Source organism: Vescimonas sp. (genome assembly GCF_057856985.1).
The window spans coordinates 125,232-149,803 of sequence record NZ_DBLZXX010000002.1 but is presented as its reverse complement, the minus strand read 5'-3'; the positions used below and the strand labels follow the sequence as shown (position 1 = coordinate 149,803).

General features: G+C 64.8%; 11 protein-coding genes and 1 tRNA gene. 11 read left to right on the top strand and 1 reads right to left on the bottom strand.

The features are described from left to right. Positions 1–11 precede the first annotated feature (11 nt). The gene (locus ACZM22_RS03585; protein WP_483268477.1) at positions 12–350 is read right to left on the bottom strand and encodes an arsenate reductase family protein; all 339 of its coding nucleotides are present in this window, start codon (positions 348–350) and stop codon (positions 12–14) included. Positions 351–385: 35 nt separating this feature from the next. Here ACZM22_RS03585 and ACZM22_RS03580 point away from each other — a divergent pair, with 35 nt between their 5' ends. The 11 genes from ACZM22_RS03580 (at position 386) to ACZM22_RS03530 (ending at position 24,564) form a co-directional block, all read left to right on the top strand. Next, positions 386–1,099 carry an NAD-dependent protein deacylase gene (locus tag ACZM22_RS03580; protein WP_483268478.1) on the top strand — a complete coding sequence of 238 codons (714 nt, stop codon included), beginning with the start codon at positions 386–388 and terminating at the stop codon, positions 1,097–1,099. Between the two features lie 91 nt (positions 1,100–1,190). Beyond that, a tRNA-Leu gene (locus ACZM22_RS03575) sits at positions 1,191–1,277 on the top strand. Positions 1,278–1,763: 486 nt separating this feature from the next. Then, positions 1,764–2,648 carry a LysR family transcriptional regulator gene (locus tag ACZM22_RS03570; protein WP_489543144.1) on the top strand — a complete coding sequence of 295 codons (885 nt, stop codon included), beginning with the start codon at positions 1,764–1,766 and terminating at the stop codon, positions 2,646–2,648. Positions 2,649–3,416: 768 nt separating this feature from the next. Further along, positions 3,417–7,997 (top strand): outer membrane protein assembly factor BamB family protein, encoded by a 4,581-nt coding sequence (locus ACZM22_RS03565; RefSeq protein ID WP_489543143.1) that lies wholly within the window; start codon positions 3,417–3,419, stop codon positions 7,995–7,997. Positions 7,998–8,021: 24 nt separating this feature from the next. After that, positions 8,022–10,142 carry a hypothetical protein gene (locus ACZM22_RS03560; protein ID WP_484424078.1) on the top strand — a complete coding sequence of 707 codons (2,121 nt, stop codon included), beginning with the start codon at positions 8,022–8,024 and terminating at the stop codon, positions 10,140–10,142. 162 nt (positions 10,143–10,304) lie between these two features. Continuing rightward, positions 10,305–11,354: an InlB B-repeat-containing protein gene (locus ACZM22_RS03555; protein ID WP_484424079.1), complete on the top strand. Its 1,050-nt coding sequence runs from the start codon at positions 10,305–10,307 to the stop codon at positions 11,352–11,354. Positions 11,355–11,379: 25 nt separating this feature from the next. Then, positions 11,380–18,057 carry an autotransporter outer membrane beta-barrel domain-containing protein gene (locus tag ACZM22_RS03550; RefSeq protein WP_489543142.1) on the top strand — a complete coding sequence of 2,226 codons (6,678 nt, stop codon included), beginning with the start codon at positions 11,380–11,382 and terminating at the stop codon, positions 18,055–18,057. Between the two features lie 66 nt (positions 18,058–18,123). Continuing rightward, complete coding sequence (locus ACZM22_RS03545) at positions 18,124–20,253, top strand: hypothetical protein (protein ID WP_489543141.1); 2,130 nt, start codon at positions 18,124–18,126, stop codon at positions 20,251–20,253. Between the two features lie 14 nt (positions 20,254–20,267). Continuing rightward, on the top strand, positions 20,268–21,200 hold the full coding sequence (locus ACZM22_RS03540; RefSeq protein WP_489543140.1) for an AAA family ATPase: 933 nt from the start codon (positions 20,268–20,270) through the stop codon (positions 21,198–21,200). Positions 21,201–21,203: 3 nt separating this feature from the next. Further along, complete coding sequence (locus ACZM22_RS03535; protein ID WP_489543139.1) at positions 21,204–22,310, top strand: DUF58 domain-containing protein; 1,107 nt, start codon at positions 21,204–21,206, stop codon at positions 22,308–22,310. Further along, positions 22,300–24,564 carry a transglutaminase-like domain-containing protein gene (locus ACZM22_RS03530; RefSeq protein WP_489543138.1) on the top strand — a complete coding sequence of 755 codons (2,265 nt, stop codon included), beginning with the start codon at positions 22,300–22,302 and terminating at the stop codon, positions 24,562–24,564. Before ACZM22_RS03535 ends, ACZM22_RS03530 begins: the two co-directional genes overlap by 11 nt. Positions 24,565–24,572 lie beyond the last annotated feature (8 nt).

The following is a 24,572-nucleotide window of genomic DNA, read 5'->3' as shown; positions in this document are numbered from 1 at the left end:
GGGACGGGACGTTATTCCCAGGTCTGCCAGATCTCGGGGTGATAGCCCACCGTGGCCTGGCGGCCGTTGCGGACGATGGGGGCGGCGAACAGCTCAGGGTAAGCCAGCAGCTTTTCCTCCGCCGCATCGGGCGTGATATAGGCCATGTACTGGTCCTCATAGGCGCGGCAGGTCTTGTCCACCAGCGCATCGAAGCTGCCCACGGCGGTCTTGATGGAGCGGTACTCTCCGGCGGACACACCCTTGCTGGCAAGGTCGATGTACTGGTACTTGATGCGGCGCTCCTTGAACCAGCGCTCCGCTTTTTTGGTGTCGAAGGATTTGGACTTTCCGAAGATCTGAATATTCATAGACGGCTCCTTGTGAGTGAAATGGAGGATATGCCATGGATGAGAACATCCGTAAATTGAAGGAATTGGTGGATGGCTCCGACAACATTGTGTTTTTCGGCGGGGCCGGTGTGTCCACGGAATCGGGTATCCCCGACTTCCGCAGCGTGGACGGGCTGTATCACCAGAAGTTCAGATACCCGCCGGAGACCATGCTGAGTCATACGTTCTTTGAGCGGCACACCGGGGAGTTCTTCGACTTCTACCGCGCCAAGATGCTGGCGCTGGACGCCCAGCCCAACGCGGCCCACCGGAAGCTGGCCCAGTGGGAGCGGGAGGGAAAGCTGAAGGCGGTCATCACCCAGAACATCGACGGCCTGCACCAGAAGGCGGGGAGCCGCGAGGTGCTGGAGCTCCACGGCAGTGTGCTGCGCAACCACTGCACCCGCTGCGGGAAAGCCTACGGCGTGGAGCGTATCGTCAGCAGCACCGGCGTGCCGCGGTGCAGCTGCGGCGGCGTCATCAAGCCCGATGTGGTACTGTACGAGGAGCCGCTGGACGAGGACGTGATGGCCCGTGCCCTCCATTACATCCGGCAGGCGGACGTGCTGCTCATCGGCGGTACGTCGCTGGTGGTGTATCCGGCGGCGGGACTCATCACCTACTACCGCGGGCATAAGCTGGCGGTGGTGAATAAGGGTGGGGCAGGCCCCGCGCAGGCCGCCGTTACGGTGGATGGACCCATCGGACAGGTGCTGGAGCAATTGTAACATAGGAAGCTGCGGGGCGCAAGGCGGGGATTTTTCCGTCTGCCCCTTGACAAACAGGGGCATTTTGTTATAATAGCAAGGTGTTCCGCATGCGAGCGTGCTGGAATCGGCAGACAGGCAAGCTTGAGGTGCTTGTGTCCGTAAGGTCGTGTGGGTTCAAGTCCCATCGCTCGCACCAGAGAATAAGAGACACACGAAAGTGTGTCTCTTATTTTTCTGCGCGGCGATTTTTCTGCGCAGAGTCGGCCGTCTGCGGGCGGCTCTGCGCGCCCGATCTGACCTTTGGTGAGCATATCGAGATGGACGAGCACATCTTCTTCTATATGGGTGAGACACAGGAGCGCTGCGTCTTCTGCTGGCTGGACGCACCGGTAAGCAAGTGAATACGAACAGCGCCGGCCGCGTTACCCACACGCGGCCGGCGCTGCTTTTGAGGTCTCCCTCATGGAAAAGAAAAGTAAAAAGTATGGCCTGGCTGGACCACGGCGCTATGATATCACAGAGAAAAAGATTTGGGAAGCGCATGTTTGTTCTTGAAAACATGAGAAGATGTATAGTACAATGACCGCAGGGCGGCTGCTCTATTGTCCGTCAGATACCGCGTGCCCGCCTGCGGCGGGCAGTCGGTACCGGCGAATAGCAGACCGCAGAAGCGAGGTGCGCGATGAATATTTCCAAATACCAGATATTTCTGAAGGTCGTTTCCTGCGGCAGCTTTTCCAAGGCGGCGGAGGCGCTGAGCTTTACCCAGTCCGGCATCAGCCACGCCATCAACTCGCTGGAAAACGAGCTGGGCGTCATGCTGCTCAGCCGCAACCGCGGCGGCGTGGTGCTGACGGCGGACGGACGGGCAGTGCTGCCCAAAATTGAGAAGCTGTGCGCCGCCCACCATTCTCTCATGCAGACGGTGGAGGGGCTGAAGGACATGGACAGCGGCCTTGTGAAGATCGCCACGTTCTCCAGCGTGTCCGCCCAATGGCTGCCCCGCATCCTCAAGAGCTTCGGCGAGCTTTACCCCAACATCGAGTTTGAAGTGGTCACCGGCGACTTCTACGACCAGATCGAGGGCTGGATCGTCAGCGGCGCGGTGGACTGCGGTTTTCTGCGCCTGCCGCCGGTGAAGCGCTTGCAGACCTACGCCCTGCACCGCGACGAATTGCAGGTCATCGTACCCTGCGACCACCCCTATGCCGACCGCGACCCGTTCCCCATGTCCGCGCTGGCGGAGGAACCCTTCATCCAGCTGGAGGAGGGCGACGACTACGAGATCATGGCGGCGTTTGATGAGATGGGCATCCGCCCCAACGTGAAGTACATCGCCCGGGAGGACAGAACGATCCTTGCCATGGTGTCCGAGGGGCTGGGTATCAGTCTCCTGCCGGAGCTGATGGTGCGCCACAGCCCCACGCCTATCCGCATCTGCCGCGCGCCGCTGCACTTCTATCGCACCATCGGTATCGGCATCAAGGACAAGAAGGCGCTGTCCAACTCCACGCGGCTGTTCGTGGACTATGTGCGGACGTGGGTGGCGGAGAACGGGGAACGGTGACGCGCCCGCAAAGCCCCGAAATCCCGCGATTTTCCGCGGATCTCCGACAGGCGGATATTGACAATGTGAATAAACTGGGATATACTGGCATCCGTCAGGTCTTGGACGTTTTCACAAGCCTTGATGGTCTGAAAAAAACAGCGTTCGGACTTCATGAAAAACTGGATAGATCAAGCTCGGGGACGCCGCGCGGCTGTTTGTTGTAACGACGAGACATCGTCAGACAGCAGCTTAGAAGAAATTTTGGGTCAGAAACCCACCGCGGACGGCACTGTGAGCGCAAGGAGATGACCGAAGCAGCATACGCTGCCGGGGTAACACCGCCATTGGGAGCATCGCTCCTGAGAAGGTAGGTCATGTACGTGGAAACCGTTGGGACACAAGGGCTTCCGTGGCGCGAGGACAGTAGAATTGCACGGCTGAGAGCTTACTTGCAGCGGCGCTTCTTCGTTGTGACATATCAGAGGATGGACTATGCGCCGATGGCTTCCGAAGGGGAGCGGTCGGCGTTTTTGTTTTACCCGATAAGCCGCTGGTGGCTCCGGAACGGAGCGCCGGCGTTTTTTATGCGAAAAGACCGCACATCCCCTGTCAAGCCGAGACGGCCCGCAAAGGCCGCCTGCTTCCCATAAGGATGGAGAGGGTGCCGGCCCTCTCCATCCCGTACCTCTTTCCGGCAGGGCCGAGACGGCCCGCAGCACACCTGTACAGCACGCGCGGCTCCGCGCCGCGGCGTTTGAGAGAGAACACACAAGGAGGAAACAGAACTTGAACACCAAGAGAACGCACCGGCTGCTGCCGCTGGCCATCGCGCTGGTCATGGCGCTGAGCCTGCTGCCCACGAAGGCATGGGGCTACAACGACCTGCAGGGCTCCGGCACCGAGGTCAGCCCCTATCTGATCACCAGCGCCCGGGCGCTGGAATCCCTGGCGAAGCAGGTCAACGACGGCACGCTGAAAACGGAGGGCGTCTACTTCCGGCAGACCGCCGACATCGACCTGTCCGGCTTCAAGAACAACTCGTGGGTGCCCATCGGCAACGCCACCGGCTCCGGCGGCACGGGCCGGACCTTTGACGGTATCTACGACGGCAACGGCTTCCGTATCAAGAACTTCGTGTTCGAGGATACCACCCGCAAGTATTACGGTCTGTTCGGCCTGCTGTCCGAAAGCGCGGTCATTAAGAACCTGACGCTGGACAAGAGCTGCTCCGTCACCGCATGCACCTATGTGGGCGGCCTCGTCAGCCGCGCCGCAGGGTCCACCCTCATCAACTGCACCAGCTACGCCACGGTGTACGCCGCCGGTTCCGCCGGTGAGATCCCGTATCCCCGCGTGGGCGGTCTGGCGGCGGAGGGCCACACCTTCATCAACTGCACCAACTACGGCAGCGTCAAGGCCAACCCCGACTCCAGCGGCTTCAGCAGCCCCGGCGGTTATGGCGCCGGCGGCATCGCGTGCATCGCGCGGGTGATGATCGGCTGCGCCAACTACGGAAGCGTGGTGGCCGGCGGTCAGGCCGGCGGCGTGGTGGGCGAGATCAGCTGCTATGGCAGCACCGAGGAGAAACCCGTGGGCGTCATGGTGGGCTGCGCCAACTACGGCACCGTGGAGGCCCGGGAGTGGGCCGGCGGTCTGGCCGGCGATGCCGAGGGCATCATCGAGGACTGCTACAATCTGGGCACCGTGAAGGTGGAGAGAACGCAGGTGGGCGGTCTGGTGGGCAAGTACAGCACCAGCACCTACTACGCCCTGCAGGTGGGCATTCACAACTGCTACCACGCCGGCTCCGTGCAGTACGGCGCGGAGGAGGCGGAGCCCGTGGCGGGCCATCTGGTGGGCCTTGTGCAGGGCAATGCGGATGAAGCCACCGCCAAGGCATACCTCAGCGGCAACTACTATCAGAAGATCGGCCTGCTGCCGGCAGTGGGCAGCATGGACATCGGCGACAGCGCCGTGGCCATGGAGCTGGCCGATATGCAGAAGCAGGAGTTCCTGGACAAGCTGAACAGCTACACCCATGTGGCGCTGTACGGCGCCGCGTGGCAGTTCAGGTATATCACCGGCCAGGGGCGGATGCCTGTCTATAAGGAGTATCAGGAGCTGCTGGACTACTCCTGCAAGCTCAAGGGCGTGACGGTCAACGGCATGCCCGCCATCGCCGCCGACGGCGGCTACACCTGGGTGCTGCCCTACGGCACCGATCTGACGAATGTCTCGGTGGTCACCAGCATCAGCCCCCGGGCCGCGGTGGAACCGGCGGACGGCACGCTGGACTTCTCCAAGGGCCCCGTGACGTTCACGGTGACGGCCCAGGACGGCGTCCACCGGCAGAGCTATCCCGTGACGGTGACGGCGGCAGCCAGCCCCAACGGCCTCAGCGCCCTGCGGGTGAAGATGAAGTCTACGGGCGACGTGACTCGGGACGATTATCTGCACGGCCTGACGCTGGTGGGGCCGGAGGACTTCCAGCAGGATGTCACCACCCGCGACTACACCGTATACGACTATAACGCCGCACAGCGCGGCGCCTTCGACACGAACAGCTGGAACGGCTACTATTTCTGGGCGGTGCCCGCCGAGACCGGCGCAGCGATGGTGGCTGCCACCCCCACGCGGACCAGCACCATCACGGCCTGTGCGGACATGATGGATAAGTCCGGCCAGTACGTCTACTACGGCGACAGCATGCACCTGGGCGACAACACCATGACCCTCACCGTGACACCGCCCTCCGGCGGCAGCGGCAAGGAGACGGTGTATACCTTCCACGTGAAGGTCCTGCCTTCTCTGGGCAGCGTCAGCTTCAGCGACAGCGGCACGGAGATGGCGGAGAAATTCCACCCCCTGACCTTTGCATACAGCATCAAGGCGCCGGACTATCTGACGGGCCTGACGCCCACCGTCACCACCACCCTGAACGAGGGCGAAACGGTGACGTACAGCCCCGCGCTGGAGGACGGGAAGATCCCGCTGGACAAGCTGACGGACGGCAAGTTCACCATCACCGTGTCCGACGCGGAGGACAGCACCCTCAGCACCACCTATACCTTCACGGTGGAGCAGGTAGCCACATTCACCGCCAGAATCGTCACCAATGTGGCGGATGCCCACATCCGCGTGTATCAGGGTACAGACCTGATGACTCCCAACGCCGGCGGAGCCTACGAACTGCGGGGCGACAGAGACTACCGCTTCGAGGCGGCGGCCAAGGGCTACGTGTCCGTCAGCGATGCGCTGACGGAGGACCTGCTGAGCGACGGCGTGCTGGAGCTGTATCTGGAGGAGGTGCCGACCGGCGATCTTCCCAGATATGACTCCTCGTGGCCCAGCTTCCGCGGCAACGACGAGAATATGGCCATCACCACCGTCAGGACCCCCATCGGGCCCTACGCGGAGGAGGACGATGTGGAGCTGCTGTGGAACAGCACCAGCGGCAGCGGCTTTGACAGCGGCGCCGTGGGCTGCCCCATCTTCGTGGACGGCTATATGTACGCCTACGCGGGCACCAACATCCTGAAGCTGGACCCCGCCACCGGCGAGACGCTGATCTCCAAGCCCATGGAGGACGCCTCCGACTTCGCCATCATCCCGCCCACCTACGGCGACGGCATGATCTTCGTGGGCCTGAAGAACGGGCGGGTGCAGGCGTTCCGCGCCGATACGCTGGAGTCCCTGTGGGTCTACACCGACCCGCTGGGCGGCCAGTCCAACTCCCCCATCACCTACTCCGACGGCTGCGTGTACGTGGGATTCTGGCGGGGCGAGAGCGGCGCGGCCAACTTCGTGTGCCTGACGGCGGACGATGAGAAACCCAACCGCAAGACGGAGCCCAAGATCCCCCTGTGGAGCTGCACCAACGACGGCGGCTTCTACTGGGCGGGGGCCTACGCCAACGACAAATACGTGATGGTCACCACCGATGACGGGTACAGCGGCTATTCTCACAACACCGGCAAGCTGCTGATCTTCGACAAGCGCACCGGCGAGCTGACGGATTCCAAGACGACCTACACCGGCGACCTGCGGTCCAACGTGGCCTACGACAAGGATACCGGCCGCATCTTCTTCACCACCAAGGGCGGCGCGATGTACAGCGAGGTCGTGGGCGCGGACGGCAAGATCGACCGCAGCGCCAGCAAGACGGTGGCGCTGGGCGGTATGAGCACCTCCACCCCCGTGGTCTGCAACGGGCGCGCCTACGTGGGCGTGGCCGGTACGGAGGGGCAGTTCACGCCCTACGGCGGCCACCACATCGCCGTTATCGACCTGACCGACTGGAAGATAGCCTACACCGCCCAGACACAGGGCTATCCCCAGACCAGCGGCCTCATGACCACCGGCTATGACGATGGCGTGTACGTGTACTTCATGGACAACTACACCCCCGGCGTCATGCGCGTCATCCACGACGCCCCGGGCCAGACGGCGCTGGAGGGCGGCGTCACCGAGGAGTTCACCTCCGACAAGGGCGTGTCCGGTACCTATACGGACTGCGCGCCAGTGGTGTTCACGCCCCGGGGCAGTCTGGCGCAGTACTGCATCGGCAGCCCCGTCACCGATGAGTACGGTACGCTTTACTTCAAGAACGACAGCGGCAACCTCATCGCACTGACCAGTGCCGTGCGGGAGCTGAAGGTGGCGGAGAAGCCGGAGATCGCCAGGACCGAGGACGGTCAGTGGGAGGTCACCGGCGGTAAGATCGTGGCGGTGCTGGCCAACGGGCTGGAGCGCGACATCACCGCTCTGGTGGAGTACCGCGACGACGGAAGCGGCGGCGTGGAGGCCGTGTATACCTACGGCACCAGCGTCCAGCCCTATACCAAGTCGGTGCGTACCGTGTCCCTCAACGGGGCTTCGGCGGCGCAGCCCGGCATCGGCAACGGCGCCGAGGAGGGCGTCACCGAGAACGGCGTTACCAGCTTCAAGGCCGGTACGTCCGCCGGTGCGCCGGAGATCCGCGTCACCGCGCCGGCCAACGGCTGGGCCGCGGGTGAGAATATCTTCACCGTGGCATCTGACGGCGACGCCGCCTGCGCGGTGATGGTGAAGAAGGCCGACGGCACGCTGGTGCGCCTGACGGCGTCCACTGCGGACGGCGCCCACAGCTTCACTGCCGACATCGCCGAGGGCGACAGTCTGGTGGTGGGCCTGAAGGGAGACGTCAACGGCGACGGTGAGATCACCAGCAGCGACATCGTGCAGGCACAGGCTGGCTTCCTTGGCAAGCTGACGCTGCAGGATCACCGCCAGCTGTGCGGCGCCGTTTCCGGCGGCGATGCCATCGGCAGCCGTGACATTGTCCAAATTCGAGCAGCCTCCCTGGGAAAGCTGACTCTTAAATGGTAACAAAAATCAGAAAGGAAAGAGAACATGAAGCACATCGCAAAGAGATCCCTGTCCATGCTCCTGGCGCTGGTCATGCTCTGCTCCCTGTGCGTCAACGCACTGGCCGCAGACGAGGTCAAGGTCAACTCCGCGCTGAGCGCCACGGAGCTGGAGAAGAGCGCCTCCGCCCAGACCGTCCGGGTGACGGTGGCCCCCGCGTCCGCCGTGACCGTCTCCAACTATGAGGTGAAGCTGGAGGTGCCCAAGGGCTGGACCATCACCAAAATCGAGAACGACGACCCCAACGCAACCCTGACCGCCGCGGACTACAACCTCGCCAATGGCCAGATGGCTTGGACCAGCGCGGATGCCGAGGATAAAAGCGTGAGTAAGTTCGTCACCTACACGGTGGAGATCCCCGCCAACACCGCCGCCGGCACGTATGAGCTGAAAGTCACCGGCGTGAATGCGTGGAAGAACTACGCTCAGGACGCAGTGCTGACCAAGGGCCAGCACGACAGCACCCTGACCCTGACCGTCAAGGAAAAGACCACTGCCACCGGCTACACCGCCGAGCTGTCCACGTGGTATACCCAGCGCGAGGTGGGCCAGACCCTGACCCTGCCCGTCTACATCACCAGCAGCGAGGCGTCCGTGACCACCTGGAACGCCGCCACCGTCAAGATCAAGTACGATCCCAGGTACGTGTCCTTCTATGAGATGCAGCAGTTTGGCCTGAAGGCCAGCGAGGTCTATGACGACAAGGCCAACGGCGTCGTGACCATCAGCCGCTACGGCGACGATGTGGCCTGCGGCAACGGCAACGGTACGTTCTTCATGGCGGTCTTTGACTGCAACGCCGTGGGTGTCGCCAACTTCCAGCTGACCGAGGCCCGCGTGGACCTGCAGGACAACGCCAACGTGCAGGACGCTCCTCTGGCCACCGCCAAGGGCGACCTGTTTATCCAGATCGGCACCCCCACCTACAAGGTCAGCGGCGCGGAGCATGAGCTGAAGTATGAGCCCACCGCCGAGGCCGGCAAGGACTTCATCATCAACATGCAGGAGGGCTATGTGGTCAAGGGCCTGGACGTCCACTATAAGGTCGGCGGCAAAGACTACGACGCTTCGTGGGACGCGGTTGCGAACACCTTCATCATTCCCGCCCAGCACATCACCGGCGACATCGAGCTGTATGTCTCCTACCACAGCTACAACATCACCAAGACCGGCAGCGGCGCCGATGACGTGACCCTGCCGAATCGGGTGTATTACTACAAGAACGATTACACCTTCACCCTGGATAAGAAGGACGGCTATGCCTACACCGTGAAGGTCGCCGTCGGCGGCCAGGAGATCACCTGCACCGTCAACGAGGCCGGCACGGAGTACACCATCCCCGGCGACAAGATCCTGGGCGACACGGTGGTCACCGTGACCCGCACCAAGGAGGCCTCTCAGATCACCTTCACCGGCAACACCGACGATCTGGTGGGCGAGGTCTCCCGCAGCGCTCCCGTCGGTCAGGACTTCACCTTCACCCTCACGAAGGATGCCGACTATGAGTACACCGTCTCCGCCAAGTACACCGAGTCCGGTGAGACCGTGCCCGTGACCGACAACGGCAACGGCACCTACACCATTGCGGGCAAGTACATCACCGGTGATGACATCTCCATCACCGTCAGCAAGATCTCCCCGCTGGATAAGTTCGACTTCAGCGTCTATGAGTACGTGAAGGTGGACGGCGGCAAGTCCGTGTTCCTGATCCTGGCCAACGTGAAGAGCGGCGAGACTCTGGGCGAGGGCAAGGTCCCCGCCTACGACGGTTCCAACATGTATACCGACATGTCCGGCCGCTATGACCACGCCTACTCCTGGCTGGTGTTCTCCGACAGCACTGCCGCCGCCCTGCAGGCCGATGTGAAGAACCACATCACACTGGTGACCGGCGAGGCCAAGAGCTACAAGTCCAACAACGATGTGAACTACACCGGTACCGCCGACATCAACGACGCCCAGCTGGTATACAATATCTACAACGCCAAGTATGACAGCTTCGACGTGGTGGAGATGAAGATGTTCCTCAGCGCGGATATCAACGGCGACAAGGTCGTGAACGTGCAGGATGCCGGCGCCATCGCAAGAGGCACTGTTCTCTTCTGATAAGTAAACCGCATCACGGGCCGTGCGCTGCACAGGATCTCCCCTGCCCCAAGGGGGCAGGGGAGACAGCCCGTTTTTCGGAGGCATGTTTCTGTGGCTCATATCCCGCGTCGTATGGGAAATGGAAACGGGTTTCTGAACAAAACAGGAGGAGAAAATAAGATGAAGAAAGTATTCTGCGCCCTGCTGGCGGCGCTGACGCTGCTGGCGGCGGCCGTCGTCCCTGCCTACGCGGTGGACAGCAGCAAGTCCTATCTCTTCGAGCTGTCCATCGACGGCAGCGACACCAAGCATGCCGCCGCCGGCGACATTGTGACGGTGCTGCTGACGCTGAAGCGCACCGACAAGGACGAGGGCTACACCATGTACGCCATGCAGGACGAGATCTGCTACGATCCCGCGTTCTTCGAGCTGGTGCAGGGCAGCGCCATGTCGGCGGCGGCCATCGAGACTACGGACATCTCCCTGCGCGGCGGCCTGCGGGCGTTCTATATGAACTTCGTGTCCTTCGGCGGCGGCGAGGACTGGGACGCCAGCACCATGATCGGCACGTTCCAGCTGAAGGTCATCGGGACCTCCGGCTCCTCCGTCATCCGGAACACGGAGAATCTGGTGTCCACCGCCGACGGTATGGACAGCTATGCCGCCGAGGCCCGGGACGTCACCGTGGTGGTGACGGACGACTGCACCGTGAAATTCGAGAGCAACGGCGGCTCCTTCGTGCCGGAGCAGGTGGTCAAGCGGGGCCAGCGCGTGACCCGTCCCGAGGATCCCACCAGGGAGGGCTTCGTGCTGGAGGGCTGGTATACCGATTTCGACATGACCCGGCCCTGGGACTTTGACCGCGACACGGTGACGGCCAGCATGACGCTGTACGCCAGATGGACGGACGGCACGGCCGTCGCGCCGGTGGACGAAAACGGCGGCGGTCAGGTGCCGGTGTGGGTGTGGATCGCGCTGGGCGCGCTGCTGCTCCTGCTGGTGCTGTTCCTGCTGCTGCGCCGCCGGACCGTGAGGTTTGAGACCTTCGGCGGCACCGCCATCGACAGCCGCAAGGTGCGCCGCGGCGAAAAGCTGACGCCTCCCATGCTGCCTGTGAAGGAGGGTGCGGCCTTCGGCGGCTGGTTCGCGGATCAGGCCTGCACCAAGCTCTGGAGCTTCGACAGCGACACGGTGGAAAAGAGCATGACGCTGTACGCCAAGTGGCAGTAACCGCGGAAATAGAATGAGGGTGCAGATGAGAAAACGGATCACAGCCCTGCTGCTGGCCGTTGTCATGACGGCGAGCCTGTTGCCGGTGACGGCGCAGGCGGTCTCACCAGAGGCGGAGGCGCAGGCGGCAGTTATCACCACGGCGGCGGAGTTTGCCGCCATGGCGCCGGACGGGAATTACCGTCTGGAAGCGGACATCACGGTGGACGAGCCCTACGGCAGGACATTCACCGGCAGCTTCGACGGCGCCCACCATATCATCACCATAGATCTTCATGCCTCGGCCGGTGGACCGGTCGGGGCATGGGGCCTATTCGGAGAGCTGGACGGCGCGGCGGTAAAAGACCTCCGTCTGCGGGGCGAACTGACCGCGGCGGAGGACAGCGGTGTCCGAAGCCTGGGCGCACTGGCCGGTACGGTTTCCGGCGACACGGCTATCGGCGGCTGCCGCAGTGAGGCGGCGGTGCAGTCGGAGGTGTCCGGCGGCAGCGTGGGCGGCTTTGTGGGCCGCGTCACCGGCGGTACGCTGACCATGACGGGCTGCGCCGGCGCCGGCGTGGTAAAGGCGCTGGACAGCGCCGCGGCCGGCGGCCTTGTGGGCAGCCTCGACGGCGGCAGCATGACGCTGACGCGGTGCTATCAGTACGGCGACGTGCTGGGCGGCGTGTGCGCTGGCGGCTTAGTGGGCCAACTGGCGGAGCAGGCGGACTGCACCGCGTCGTACGGCTATGCCGCCCTGCGGCCTGCCGCAGAGGACGCGGCAGCACCGGAAAACTGGGGCGAGCTGCGGACTGTCAGCGCGGAGAAGGCCGGCGCACTGTGCGGTGAAGGTACGTTCAGCGCGGAGAGCAAGGCGCTGTTCTGGTCGGGCAAGGCGTTCGGAACGGACGCTGTCCCTGCCGGTGGGCGGTTCGAGGAGACGGATGCCGCCGCGGTGCTGGCGGCTTTGAATGAGGGCGCGGCGGAGGACGATGCCAACGGCTTTCTGCTGACAGCGGAGAATGGCGGCTGGCCCATGCTGCGCTGGGAGCTGACCCAGCCCCAGACGCCGTCTGCCGCAATAGAGCAGGAGAAGGAGACGCTGCGCACCCAGCTGGCCCAGCTATGGAGCCAATACAGCGAGACGGCCTATGAGCCGGAGAGCTGGGCGGCGTTGACCAAGCTCTATCAGGGCGCGCTGGCCGCTGTGGACGCAGCTGTGTCGGCAGAGGAGCTGCCGCTGCTGACGGTGCTGGCCGCGGCCATGGCGGAGGTGCCCGTCAAGGCCCAGACCTACACCACCCTGTCGGAACAGGAACGGCAGGCGGTGATCCAGCGGCTCCAGACAACGTATGAGACATATTTACAGCAGATCGAGGACAAGGCATCCGCCTTTGCCGAGGCCAGCCGCGGCGTGTGGCTGAAGCGCACGGCAGAGGGGCGGGAACAGCTGGACACAGCCCGCCAGACGCTGGCCCGGCAGCTGACCACGGCGCTGACAGCGCTGAAAGACTGCCATACCACGGCGGACGCTCAGACGCTGGAGGATGCCTTCGCGGCCTCCGCCCAACAGACGGCGGAGGGCGTGGATCCCACCGTGGCGGATAATCGCGTGCCGCAGGGGGACAAGTGGGACGGCACGTCCCGTACCCGGCCTGCGGAGGGCAACGGCACGGCGGAGGACCCCTATCGAATTACCACTGCCGCGGAGCTGGCGTGGTTCGCAGACCAGGTCAACGGCGGCCAGCGGACGCTGTGTGCCCGTCTGGCCTCGGACATCGACCTGAACGGCTATGTCTGGACGCCCATCGGCAGCACCGGCGGCAAGAGCTATCAGGGGACGTTTGACGGCGGCAACAGCGTCGTCCACGGCCTGCGGGTGGAGAGCGCCGCCTACGCCGGACTGTTCGGCGTCATCGGCATGTCCGGCACGGTGCAGCGCCTGTGTACGGCGGGCACCATCGCCATCACCGCCGCTCAGGGCAACAAGATCTCCAGCGTGGGTGCGGGCGGCATCGCCGGATACAGTATGGGCATTATCTTTCAGTGCTTCTCCACGGTGTACGTCACCAACGACCGCACCAGTTACAGCGCGGTGGCCGGGGGCATCGTGGGCAAGGCGTCGGCGCAGGCCGTGGTGGACAGCTGCGGCAGCTACGGCGCCGTGGGCGGCCGCAGGAACATCAACTACATCGGCGGTATCGCGGGCGTGGCCCAGAAGGGAGCCGTCATCCGCTACTGCACCAACTACGGCGCCGTCACCGGCAGCCGCGGCGTGGGCGGCATCGTGGGCCTGCTGACGGACTACGCCCAGGTGCGCCTGTGCGAGAATCAGGGCGCTGTGGACGGCGAGAGCCGCGTGGGCGGCGTCGTGGGCTGGGTCTGCGGGGCGGACTACATCTCCGGAAACGTGCTGGACGTGACCATCCGGAACGTGGGAAGCTACGCCGATGTCACCGCCGATGGCTCCCCCGCTCTGGGCTACGGCGCAGGCGGGATCGTGGGATACATCGACACCGCCGATGATACGGGCCTCACCGGCCCCTGCACCCTGTCCTGCGCCTACAACACCGGCACGGTGACGGACAACGGCGGCACCACGTCTCAGGGCGTGGGCGGCATCGTGGGTGAGTGGCACGGCGGCGTTCTCAGCCATGTGCAGAGCGCCTCCGGCAACACGCTGTGGGGCGTGGTGGACATGGCGGTCACCGCCAGCCACGACGCGGCGCGGGTGTCCACGGTGACACCGGCCTATGACATCACCGGCGGTGACCGCTGGGACAAGGTCAGCGCTGCGGTGACGCTGCTGGCGAAGCTCATCCGGCCCGAGGCCGGCGATGAGGGCTACGCCGCCTACGGCAGGGACCAGAGCATCCTCTATAACGGCGTGATCCTGTCCTATCTGGAGCGCATCGAGTCCGCCGCAGACAGCGGCGAGACGGAGACGCTGCTGCGGGAGTGTCAGGAGCAGCTGGACGCCGTCCTCACCGGCACGGATGCCAGCGGCCAACAGCTGCTGGAGGACCTGCGCGCTTACGCCGGAAGCCGCGTGTACGCGGCGGCGGAGCAGGCGGAGGCGGATGCCCTGCTGGCGGCGGCGGAGACGGAGATCGCCGGCGCCGCTACCATCGCGGACATCAGCAATATCCGACTGAAATATCTGGGCGACAACGGCCTGCTGACCAGAATCACCACCTATCAGGCCAAGCGGCAGCAGGACCTCTACAATACCTACGTCTACAACAGGAACTATACGCAGGACGATATGGCCGCGGTGCTGGCCGCCTATGAGAGCTGGCGGGCCAAGTTGGACAGCGCTTCCTCCGTGGAGGAGGTGGACGCCATCTACGCCGACGCCCGCAAGGCGCTGGCGGACCTGACCGCAGGCTTCACGGAGGGTGATACTGCGCCGGACATGGACGCGGCGGCAGCCGCAGCCCTGCAAAAGACACGCGATGAGGCGCGGCAGGCTCTGGATGATCTGGCGCAGCAGCGCATCGCGGCGCTGACGGCGCAGCTGGACGACATCAGCGGTTTCGACGAGACACGGCGGCAGCTGCTGACCCAGGCGCTGGAGCGGGGCGTGACATCCATCCGGGAGGCCGCTGCGGTGGAGCTGGACAGCCTTACCGACTATACCGCCATCCAGCAGGCCCGGAAGGAGGGCCTTGCCGCCATCGAGCAGGCGTACACCGCCGCCGCCGGCAAGCTGAAGAAGCTGCTGGAGTCCTCCCGGGCGGAAAACGGCTGGGACGGCATCACCGCCAGCCGGCCCCACGGCAGCGGCACGGAGGCCGATCCCTACCAGATCGGCACGGCGCAGGAGCTGGCGTGGCTGGCCTATGCGGTGAACAACCAGACGGAGAGCGGCGGATTCAGCGCCGTGCTGACGGCGGACGTGGATCTGGGCTATTGCCAGTGGCCGGTGATCGGCACGCGCAGCAGCGGCAGCCAGCGGCCCTATACCGGCACCTTTGACGGCCGGGGACACACCGTGTCCGGCCTGTACATCACTTCGTTGGGCGGGCGGCAGAAGCTGGGCCTGTTCGGCGTGGCGCAGGACGCGGTGATCCGGAACCTGACGGTGCGGGGCAGCATCGAGCTCACCGGCGTCCGTTCCTACGACGGCGACACGGCGGGCTACCTCATCGGCGGCCTGCTGGGCAGCGGCGAGGGCATCGGCGTCACCATCAGTAACTGCGTGTCGCAGGTGGATGTCTCCGTGTCCTTTGCCAACGACCAGAAGGCGCAGCGCGCCGCCGTGGGCGGTCTGGTGGGCCGCCTCAGCGGCAGCGGCAGCCACACGCTCACCGACTGCCGCAGCGAGGGGCGGGTCTACACTGCCTTCGCGCCCGGCGCCTGCTATCTGGGCGGCTCCGGCGGCGACGGCGGGCAGGCCGGCATCGTGGGCTTTATCAGCGCCGGCGCACGACTGGAGCGCTGCGTCAACGCCGGCGAGGTCTACGCAGGCCGCGCCGCAGGCGTGGGCGGCATCGTGGGAAGCGCGGGCAGCAGCGGCACGGAGGTGACGCTGTCCCAGTGCGCCAATCAGGGCGCGGTGTCCAACGATACTGCGGCGGTGCTGCTGAACAAGGGCGGCACCGGCGGCGTCCTGGGACTTGCCGTGGCGGGGACCGTAACGGTTCGCAGCTGCTACAACACCGGCAGCGTGGCGGGCAGCACCATCGTGGGCGGCATTCTGGGCGGCGAGCGCGGCGAATACTCCGCCAACGCTCAGTACGGCTGCCGGGGCCTGACGCTGGAGAACTGCTACAACGCAGGCGGCCTGCTGGTGGGCACGGCCACCGTTCGGGTGGGCGCGTTGGCGGGCTACCCGCTGGACGGCCGGTACTACACGGGACTGACGGTGCGCAAGGGCGCCTGCCGGTTCGTGATGGGCTGGAAGTGCAGTCAGGGCGACAGCGTGAAGGAAAGCGCGGTGCTGACGGCGGATACGCTGTTTGAGGGACTGGTGGACAGCATCGGCGGCGTCAACAGCGGCTATCCTCTGTTTGACTGGCAGCTTCTGGAGCAGCAGAGCCGCGAAGAGGTGGTCAGCTATCTGAACGACCGCTATGAGCGGGAGATCAAGCCTATCGCCACCGTGGCCCAATGCCAGGAGATCGAAAAGCTGCTGACAGAGACGGCGGAGACCATCCGCACCGCCGAGACCACGGCGGACATCGCCGCGGCCTACGATGCCATGGTGGACCGCATGAACGCGGACGACCTGCTGACGGCGGCAAAGGAAGCCGCGCAGAAGCAGCTGGATAAGCTGTATGGCAGCGCAAAGAAGAATTATAAGGATATTGCAGAACAGCTGAACAAGCTGTATGAAACACAAAAGGCCGCCATCGAGGCCTGTACCAAGTCCGTGGATACGGACGCGGTGCTGGCGCGGTTCCCTGCCGGTGTGGCGGACCTGCTGATCGCGGCGCGGGTGAAGTCCGGCGCGGCTATGCGGGAGCTGGCCGCCGCGCTGCCGGAGGTGCGTCAGGTCTATGACGCCCTCACCGCCGCCCAGAAGCGGCTGGTGGTCAACGGCAGGGCCATCACCGATGCGCAGGTGCTGGTAACGGCCTACGAACAGAATTTGGACCTGCTGCGGCAGTGGGAGAGCGCCGACAAGGCGAAATACACCGCCGTGAAGTCCGGCATCGGCCGTCTGGCGGCGGATATCCGCAGCCGGCTGGGCGATTGCGCCGACGCATCGGGCATGACCGCCGCCCTCAACGGCTACGCCGCAGGGGTGGCCCGGCTGCTGCTGGACAAGCTGGCCTTCACCGAGGGTACGACCACACTGGGCCAGCTGCACAAAGCGTCGGAGGTGCTGACCCAGACATCGGAGGCCGTAAAGGGCCTGACCCGGGAGCAGCTGGCGCTGCTGCCTGCGGAGCAGGTGGCGGGCGTCAGCCGCGCCCAGCTGCTGCTGGCGGTCTACACCAGGGCGTCGGAGCAGCTGGACACCTGGCTGAAGAACGATAAAGCGTCCTACGCCGACGTAGCCCAGCGGCTGGAGCGTCTGGCAGACAGTGTCCGGCAGGAGTTGGAGCGCAGCGTGGATCGGGACAGCGCGGCCAAGGCGCTGGACCACTACTGCGGCGGCAGCGTGGAGGTGCTGATCTCCTCCATCGGCACGGTCAAACCCGTCATGCCCCCCACCGAGGCGGCTGCAGCCAAGACCCGCCTGCAGCGTGCCCGCACGGCCTACAACGCCCTGACGGCATCGCAGAAGGCGCTGGTGCCCAACTACGCATCGCTGCAGGAGGGCGAGACGGCCTACCGCACCTACGAGAGCAATTACGCCGCGGCCAAGGCGGCGGAGAGTCTCATCTCTGCCATCGGCACGGTGACGGCAGACAGCGGCGATGCCATCCGCAAGGCTCAGGAGGCCTACGACGCCCTGACGGCGGAGCAGAAGCAGCTGGTGGACGCCAGGCTGGTGCAGCAGATGGAGACTGCCGCCGCCCAGTACCGGCAGCTGCTGGCCCAGAGCGCGGAGAACGGCGGGGAAACACCCTCCGCCGACGAGACAATGTCCGACGGCGTGAAGCCTGCGGACCGGATGCAGCCCACAGACCAGACCCGGCCGGAGCAGGCGCAGCCCTTTGACTGGAGCCTTGTGTGGCTGGGCGGCGGCATCCTGGCGTCTGCGGCGGCGATCGCGTTGATCCTCCGCTGGCTGGCGGCGGTGCGGCGCACCGAAAAGAAAAACAAAGCGTAAGTCCCGCAGGAGGGGGAGGTCTCGTGCCGCTCCCCTCCTGCGGCGGTTGCAGAAGGAGCGTGAAGCGTGAAAAAGAGACTGGGAGGCGTGATGCAGACCGCCATGGCCATACTGCTGTGTATGGCGGCGGTGCTGTGCGTGACGCGGCTTCAGACCGGCCATGCCCCACGGGAGGATGCCCGGGCGGCATCCCGCATGCTGTACTCACCCGGGGAGGTGCTGTACGACGGCGACCGCGTGACGGCCATGGACAGCGCCAACGACGCGGAGGTCCCTGAGGACGAGACGCCGTCGGATCAGCCGGACGCACCGGAAAGCTCGCAGCCTGACGATACCCCCACGCCGGACGCGCCCCCCGTGGACAGCGACACCGCGTCCTCGGACGGGCGGGACGGCATCGGCGACCTGCTGGACATCGCGGATAACGGCGGCGGCTCCGGCGGACAGACACCGGACCACGCTGCACCGGGGGATGTTACCGTACCGGAGGCGCCGGATGCCGCGCTGTATTTTACCACCAGCATCATCGACGGCGAGACCACGGCGGAGGAGACCTACACCTTTACCATCACCCACCAGCCGCAGCGTGAGCCCATCGGCCTCGCCGTCACCGTCAACGGCAGGGAACTGCGCTATGCCGCACAGACCACCTCCGTGATGGTGCATCTGGCGGCGGGAGCCAATACCATCGTTGTCAGCGCGGACTATCAGGAGGACGGCGGCACCGTCCGCGCCACCCGCAGCTACACCGTCTACTACGCCCAGCCCGGGGAACTTATCATCGTGGCGAAGCGCACCTCGGACGGGCGGCAGCTGGGTGAGCTTGGCACCGTGTCGGAGGGCGCGCTGACCTTCACCGCCTACGCCGAGCGGGACGGCAGTACCTATCCGGTGCAGTCCGTGGAGCTCAACGGCAGGACCCTCGCCGGCAGCGGCGGCAGCTACACCGCCGACCTGAATTCCGGCGAGAACCGCATCCGCGTCAAGGCAAGCTATCAGTCCTCCACCGCCGATGTGACCTATACCATCACCTACAACGCCAATGCGTTCCGGATCGAAACCAGTATTTCCGATACCGTCATTGACGACAATACGGCACAGAGTTCTGCTTCCTTTGAAAAGGTGACAGTGGACAGCCAGCAGTACAAATTCCGGCTTCACCTGATCCAGAGCACCGGTAAGGAGTCCATCGACCGCGTCCGTGTCAGTGACAGCACCGGCACCTTCTCCCTGACCCAGGACAGCGACGACCGGTATACCGTGCAGATGGGCCGTGAGGACCGGAAGCTGTATATCGACTACAAGGATTCCACGGGCCGGAGCAAGACTTATAAGTATCAGCTGCATTTCCAACGCAACGCGGAGGATACTCCGGAGGATCGTCAGCCTACGATCTCGCCCGAAATCGAAATGGACGGCACCATCATCGGCCTGACAGACGGCCTGACACTGAAGAACCCGGATGTCATCCTGCTGGTGGATGGCCACAGCTATACCGGTAAGCAGCTCTATTCCAACAACTACACCGTGTCAGTGAACGGTATGGTGGTGCCTGCGCCGGTGAGCCAGTCCGGAAGTAAGTTCGGCTATTCCACCTATCTCTCCAACGAGGGTGCCAATACTATCACCATCACCGCCACCGATGGCGACGGCTATTCCGCCACCCGCAGCTGGACGGTGTACTACGAGGAGGGCACCGTCACCGTTACCGTCAGCGTGGAGGCCACCACCGTGGGCCTCGGCTATCTGGTGGCGCCCACGGAGGTGACGGTCCCCGGCGGCACGGACGCATGGACCGTGGTGCAGCAGGTGCTGACGGAGAACGGCTACACCGTCAGCGGCAGCGGCAGCTATCTGTCCGCCATCCAGCGCAGCGGCATTTGCAGCGGCTTTTTCATCGATTCCGAACTGATGGAGCTGATTATGGCCGACGGCATGGACGAGAACGGTGCGGGACTGGATCCCCAACCCTTCTCCATGGACAGTCTTGGTGAATTTGACTTCTACCGCTGGTCGGGCTGGATGTATTCCTATAACGGCAGCTATCCGGGCTACGGCCTCAACGTCTGCAAGCCGCAGGACGGCAGCGTCATCCGCGTGCGGTACACGCTGGCCATGGGCAAGGACATCGGCGGCTATTCCAGCGCCAACGGCAGCTACGGCGTTTCCAGCGGCAACTACTATAAAGAATGGTAAGAGGAGAAAAGCAGATGAATACCAGCGTAGAAAAGATCCTGAATGAAGTGAAAAAGGTCATCGCCGGTAAGGACGATGTGCTGGAAAAGATCATGATGACGGTGCTCTCCCGCGGCCATGTGCTGCTGGACGACGTGCCCGGCACCGGCAAGACCACCACGGCGCTGGCCTTCAGCCGCGCCCTGGGTCTCCGGTATGGGCGTATCCAGTTCACGCCGGACGTGCTGCCCTCGGATATCGTAGGTTTCTCCATGTACCATAAGGAGAGCGGCAGCTTTGCCTATCAGCCCGGCGCAGTCATGACCAACCTGCTGCTGGCCGATGAGATCAACCGCACCTCCAGCAAGACCCAGTCGGCGCTGCTGGAGGTGATGGAGGAGCGTCAGGTCACCGTGGACGGCCAGACCCACAAGCTGCCGGACCCCTTCGTGGTCATCGCCACCCAGAACCCGGTAGGCTCTGCCGGTACGCAGCTGCTGCCTCAAGCCCAGCTGGACCGCTTCATGGTGCGGCTGGCGATGGGCTATCCCGATTTTGCAAGTCAGGTGAACATCCTCCGGGACCGCCAGACCGGCGACCCGCTGGAGGCGGTGGCCACCGTGTCCTCCTGCGCGGAGGTGCTGGCTATGCAGAAGGAAGCCCAGTCAGTCCACATGGCGGACGCCCTGCTGGAGTATGTCACCAGCCTGGCGGAGGCCAGCCGCAGCCACCCGCTGACGGTGCTGGGTGTCAGCCCTCGCGGCGCTCTGGCGGTGTGCCGCATCAGCAGGAGCCGCGCCTATATGGCGGGCCGTGACTACGTGCTGCCCGATGATGTGGCCGCCGTCTTTGCCGACGTGTGCGCCCACCGTCTCATCCTGTCGCCCAAGGCCAGGATCGCCGAGACCACCGCCAAAGACGTGCTGGCAGAGGTGGTGCAGCAGGTCCGGCGGCCCGACCACATCTGAGCGATGGCGAAAAATCGGATCGTTTTTATTGTATGGCTGCTGCTGTGGCTGGCAGCGTGGGCACGGGGCGTGGGCAATATGGCCGGCGGCATCCTGCTGGCCTCGGTGCTCTGCGCCGCGGCGGAGATCGCCGCGGCCTGCGCCCTGCGCAAGCGCCTGACGGCCCAGCTGTCCGCCGCTGTCTCCTGCCGCAAGGGGGAGGAACTGCCGGTAACGGTAACGGTGGCAAACAGCGGCCTTCTCAGCTGCCTGCGGGTGCAGGCAGACGTCCAATGCCGGAATCTGCTGACCGGCGAGGTGACGCATGCCGCAGCCTGCCTCCCTGCGGCAGGGCACGCCAAGGCCCAGACGGTATGCACCCTCCGGCCCCGACACTGCGGCAAGCTGGAGCTGACGCTGACGGCCCTGCGGGTCTACGACATGTTCGGTCTTGTGGGGGCGAAGAAGCCGGTGGGGCTGACAGCCCCGTCTCTGGTGCTGCCGGATGTCTGGCCGGTGGAGCTGACGGTGTCGGAGCGCCGGAGTCCCGACATGGACAGCAGCGAATACTCCATGTATCATCCCGGCAATGATCCCAGCGAGACATTCGCCCTGCGGGAATACCTGCCCGGCGACCGGATCAAAAACATTCACTGGAAACTGTCGGAAAAGACGGATCACCTGCTGGTGCGCCAGCTGGGTCTTCCGGTAAACAACGCCATTCTGCTGGTGCTGGACAACACCGCTGATACCGCTCCCTCTCCGGAGGAGCGGGAGGCGCTGGGCGAGGCGGCTGTCTCCGTGTCTGCGGCCTTATGCGAGGCGGGCCTACCCCATCAGGCGGCGTGGCTGGACCGCGAGACCATGGAGCCGCGGCTATGTGCCATCGGCGACACGGAGGAGCTGACGCAGGCCCTGTCCGGCCTGCTGTCGGCGGAGACGGAGCCGGACACCCGGACGGTGACGCGGCGTCTGGCGGAGACGCAGGGACTGGACTACGCCCACGCGGCGGTGCTGTCTCTGCGGTCGGAGCCGGAGGACCTGACCACCGCCTCCGGTACGCCCGTGACCCACGTGGCGGTCTCGACCGCCATGCTGCGAAGTAAGGAGGGGATCTATCTTGCGCTTTAATGGCGCCCGCTTCGGCGGACTTCTGAACGCATCCCTTCTGACGGCGGGGCTCATGACCCTGCTCATCACGCTGCTTTCCCTGCCGGTATCGCCCCTGTGGCCGGTGCTGCTGGGCGTTTTAGCGGCGGCCACCGTGTGTCTGACGGAAGGCACGCGCCTCTCGTGGCTGCCTGACGCAGCATGGATGGCGGGCTGCCTGCTGACGGTGCTGGCACTGCCGGGTACTGTGACCAACGGTCTTGCCCAGCTGCTGGACGCGGCGGTGCAGACGTGGCAGCAGCTCCATGCCCGCAATTACACCAGCTTTCTGGCGCAGGAGGATGGCAGCGTAGGCCTGACGGCGGTACTGTGCCTGCTGGGCGTGGTCTGCGGCCTGTGGTGCATGGCCTGCGTGCGCCGCCCCAGCGCCCTGCGCTTCTGGCCCATGGCGCTGGTACTGGCTGCGGCGGCGGTGCTGTTTGCGCCCCTGACCGCCGTATGGTGGCTGCTGCTGGCGGCTTTGACGCTGCTTTTGCTCTACGCCGTGCGCTTCGGCGGACGGCACGCGTCCTCCGCCCCGCTGCGGGCGTGGCTGCGTCCTGCGGCGCTGCTGCTGGCCTGCGTCACGGCGCTGGGCTGCTGGAACGGCGACGCCGCCCACCCTGCCGCCGTGGATACCGCCGCCCGCTGGACAGCGGCACGGGCGGATATCCTGCGCTACGGCAGCAACGCCGCCGCAGGTCTGCCGGAGGGCGATATGACCGGCGTCGGCCCCCGCCGCACCACGGAGGACGCCATGCTGGAGGTCACCATGACCCAGCCCACGTCCTACTACCTCCGGGGCTTCGTGGGCGAGACGTATGCCAACAGCCGCTGGACCGCGCTGGACAGCAAGACTCTCAGTGAGGACGCGGATACCTTTTACTGGCTGCATCAGGACGGGTTTTACGCCCAGAGCCAGCTGACCACAGCGGCGCAGGCCGGTGTGCCGGACGCGCTGCGCTATGACAACGCCGTGACGGTGCAGAACGTGGGCGCGTCGGGAAAGTATCTCTATGCACCCTATGAGCTGCTGGCGGACAGCGATGTGCTGGACGCAGCCCAGATCGGCGACCGTACCCTGCTGGCCAGTGGCCTGCGGGGGCAGCGGACGTACAGCTTCCACGCCAGCGACAATATCATCACCCAGTACCAGCGGCTTGCTGCGGCACTGCTGGAGGAGACGGAGCAGACCAATGCCTTTCTGAATACAGAGGCGGCCTATAACCGCTTCGTCTACGACCACTATACGGACATCCCCGATGATATCCGCGGCTTTCTGGAGGAGAAGCTGGGCGGCTATCAGAAAGACGAGGGGCAGGTACACTTCGATTACCGGCGGGCCAAGCAGAACATCCTGTTCTATCTGACCACCTACATCACCTATGAGGAGAATGTTCTTCCCATTACCGGCGGCGATTTCGCCCTGACGTTTCTGGACGGCACCCAGACCGGTTACGATGTCCACTACGCCACGGCCGCGGCCCTGATGTTCCGTTACTACGGCATCCCCGCCCGCTATGTGGAGGGCTATCTGGTGACCAAGGATGACGCGGCCCAGATGAAATCCGGCCAGACGCTGGATGTGGGCGGGAACCGTGCTCACGCATGGGTGGAGTACTATCAGGATGGCCTTGGCTGGCTGCCCTTTGAGGTCACGCCTCCCTATTTCTCCGCCATGGAAAAGGCGGAGCAGTACCAGAGCATCTCCGGTCTGGTGGGTCAGGCCCCGCTGGAGGACACACCGGAGCAGCCGGACGACACCGACGCACGGGACCCCGTGACGGAGGCACTGCGGGAGCTCTGGCTGAAGCATGGCATGACCGTACTGCTGGTGCTGCTGGTATCACTGGCCGTGGTACTGGCGGCGGTGCTGCTGGGCCGTATCCTGCGGGAGCGGCGGCGGACACGGCAGCGGAAAGCGTCGTTTTTCGGTGCGGACGCGGCGGCCGCCATCGACGCCATCTTCCGCTATACGATGGATGTGCTCCGTGCCCGGGGCATGGCGGCGCGGAACTGCCCGCCGGAGGACTATGTGGCCTATATGGATCAGGACCTGCGGGAGGACTACCTGCAGGCGGCCCGACTGTGGCAGGAGGCCCGCTTCCGGGGCCGGCCCATGACGGAGGAGCAGCGCCGTCGGGTACTGCGCCTGAAGGACGAGATCTGGCGGCGTACCTGGCACAACGCGGGGCTAAGGCAGCGCCTGCGCCTGAAATACGTGGAATTCCTGTAAGGAGGGGA

Coding starts and splice junctions, on each gene's coding strand:
- ACZM22_RS03585 (WP_483268477.1), bottom strand. CDS start 350: ATGAATATTCAGATCTTCGGAAAGTCCAAATCCTTCGACACCAAAAAA.
- ACZM22_RS03580 (WP_483268478.1), top strand. CDS start 386: ATGGATGAGAACATCCGTAAATTGAAGGAATTGGTGGATGGCTCCGAC.
- ACZM22_RS03570 (WP_489543144.1), top strand. CDS start 1,764: ATGAATATTTCCAAATACCAGATATTTCTGAAGGTCGTTTCCTGCGGC.
- ACZM22_RS03560 (WP_484424078.1), top strand. CDS start 8,022: ATGAAGCACATCGCAAAGAGATCCCTGTCCATGCTCCTGGCGCTGGTC.
- ACZM22_RS03555 (WP_484424079.1), top strand. CDS start 10,305: ATGAAGAAAGTATTCTGCGCCCTGCTGGCGGCGCTGACGCTGCTGGCG.
- ACZM22_RS03550 (WP_489543142.1), top strand. CDS start 11,380: ATGAGAAAACGGATCACAGCCCTGCTGCTGGCCGTTGTCATGACGGCG.
- ACZM22_RS03540 (WP_489543140.1), top strand. CDS start 20,268: ATGAATACCAGCGTAGAAAAGATCCTGAATGAAGTGAAAAAGGTCATC.
- ACZM22_RS03535 (WP_489543139.1), top strand. CDS start 21,204: ATGGCGAAAAATCGGATCGTTTTTATTGTATGGCTGCTGCTGTGGCTG.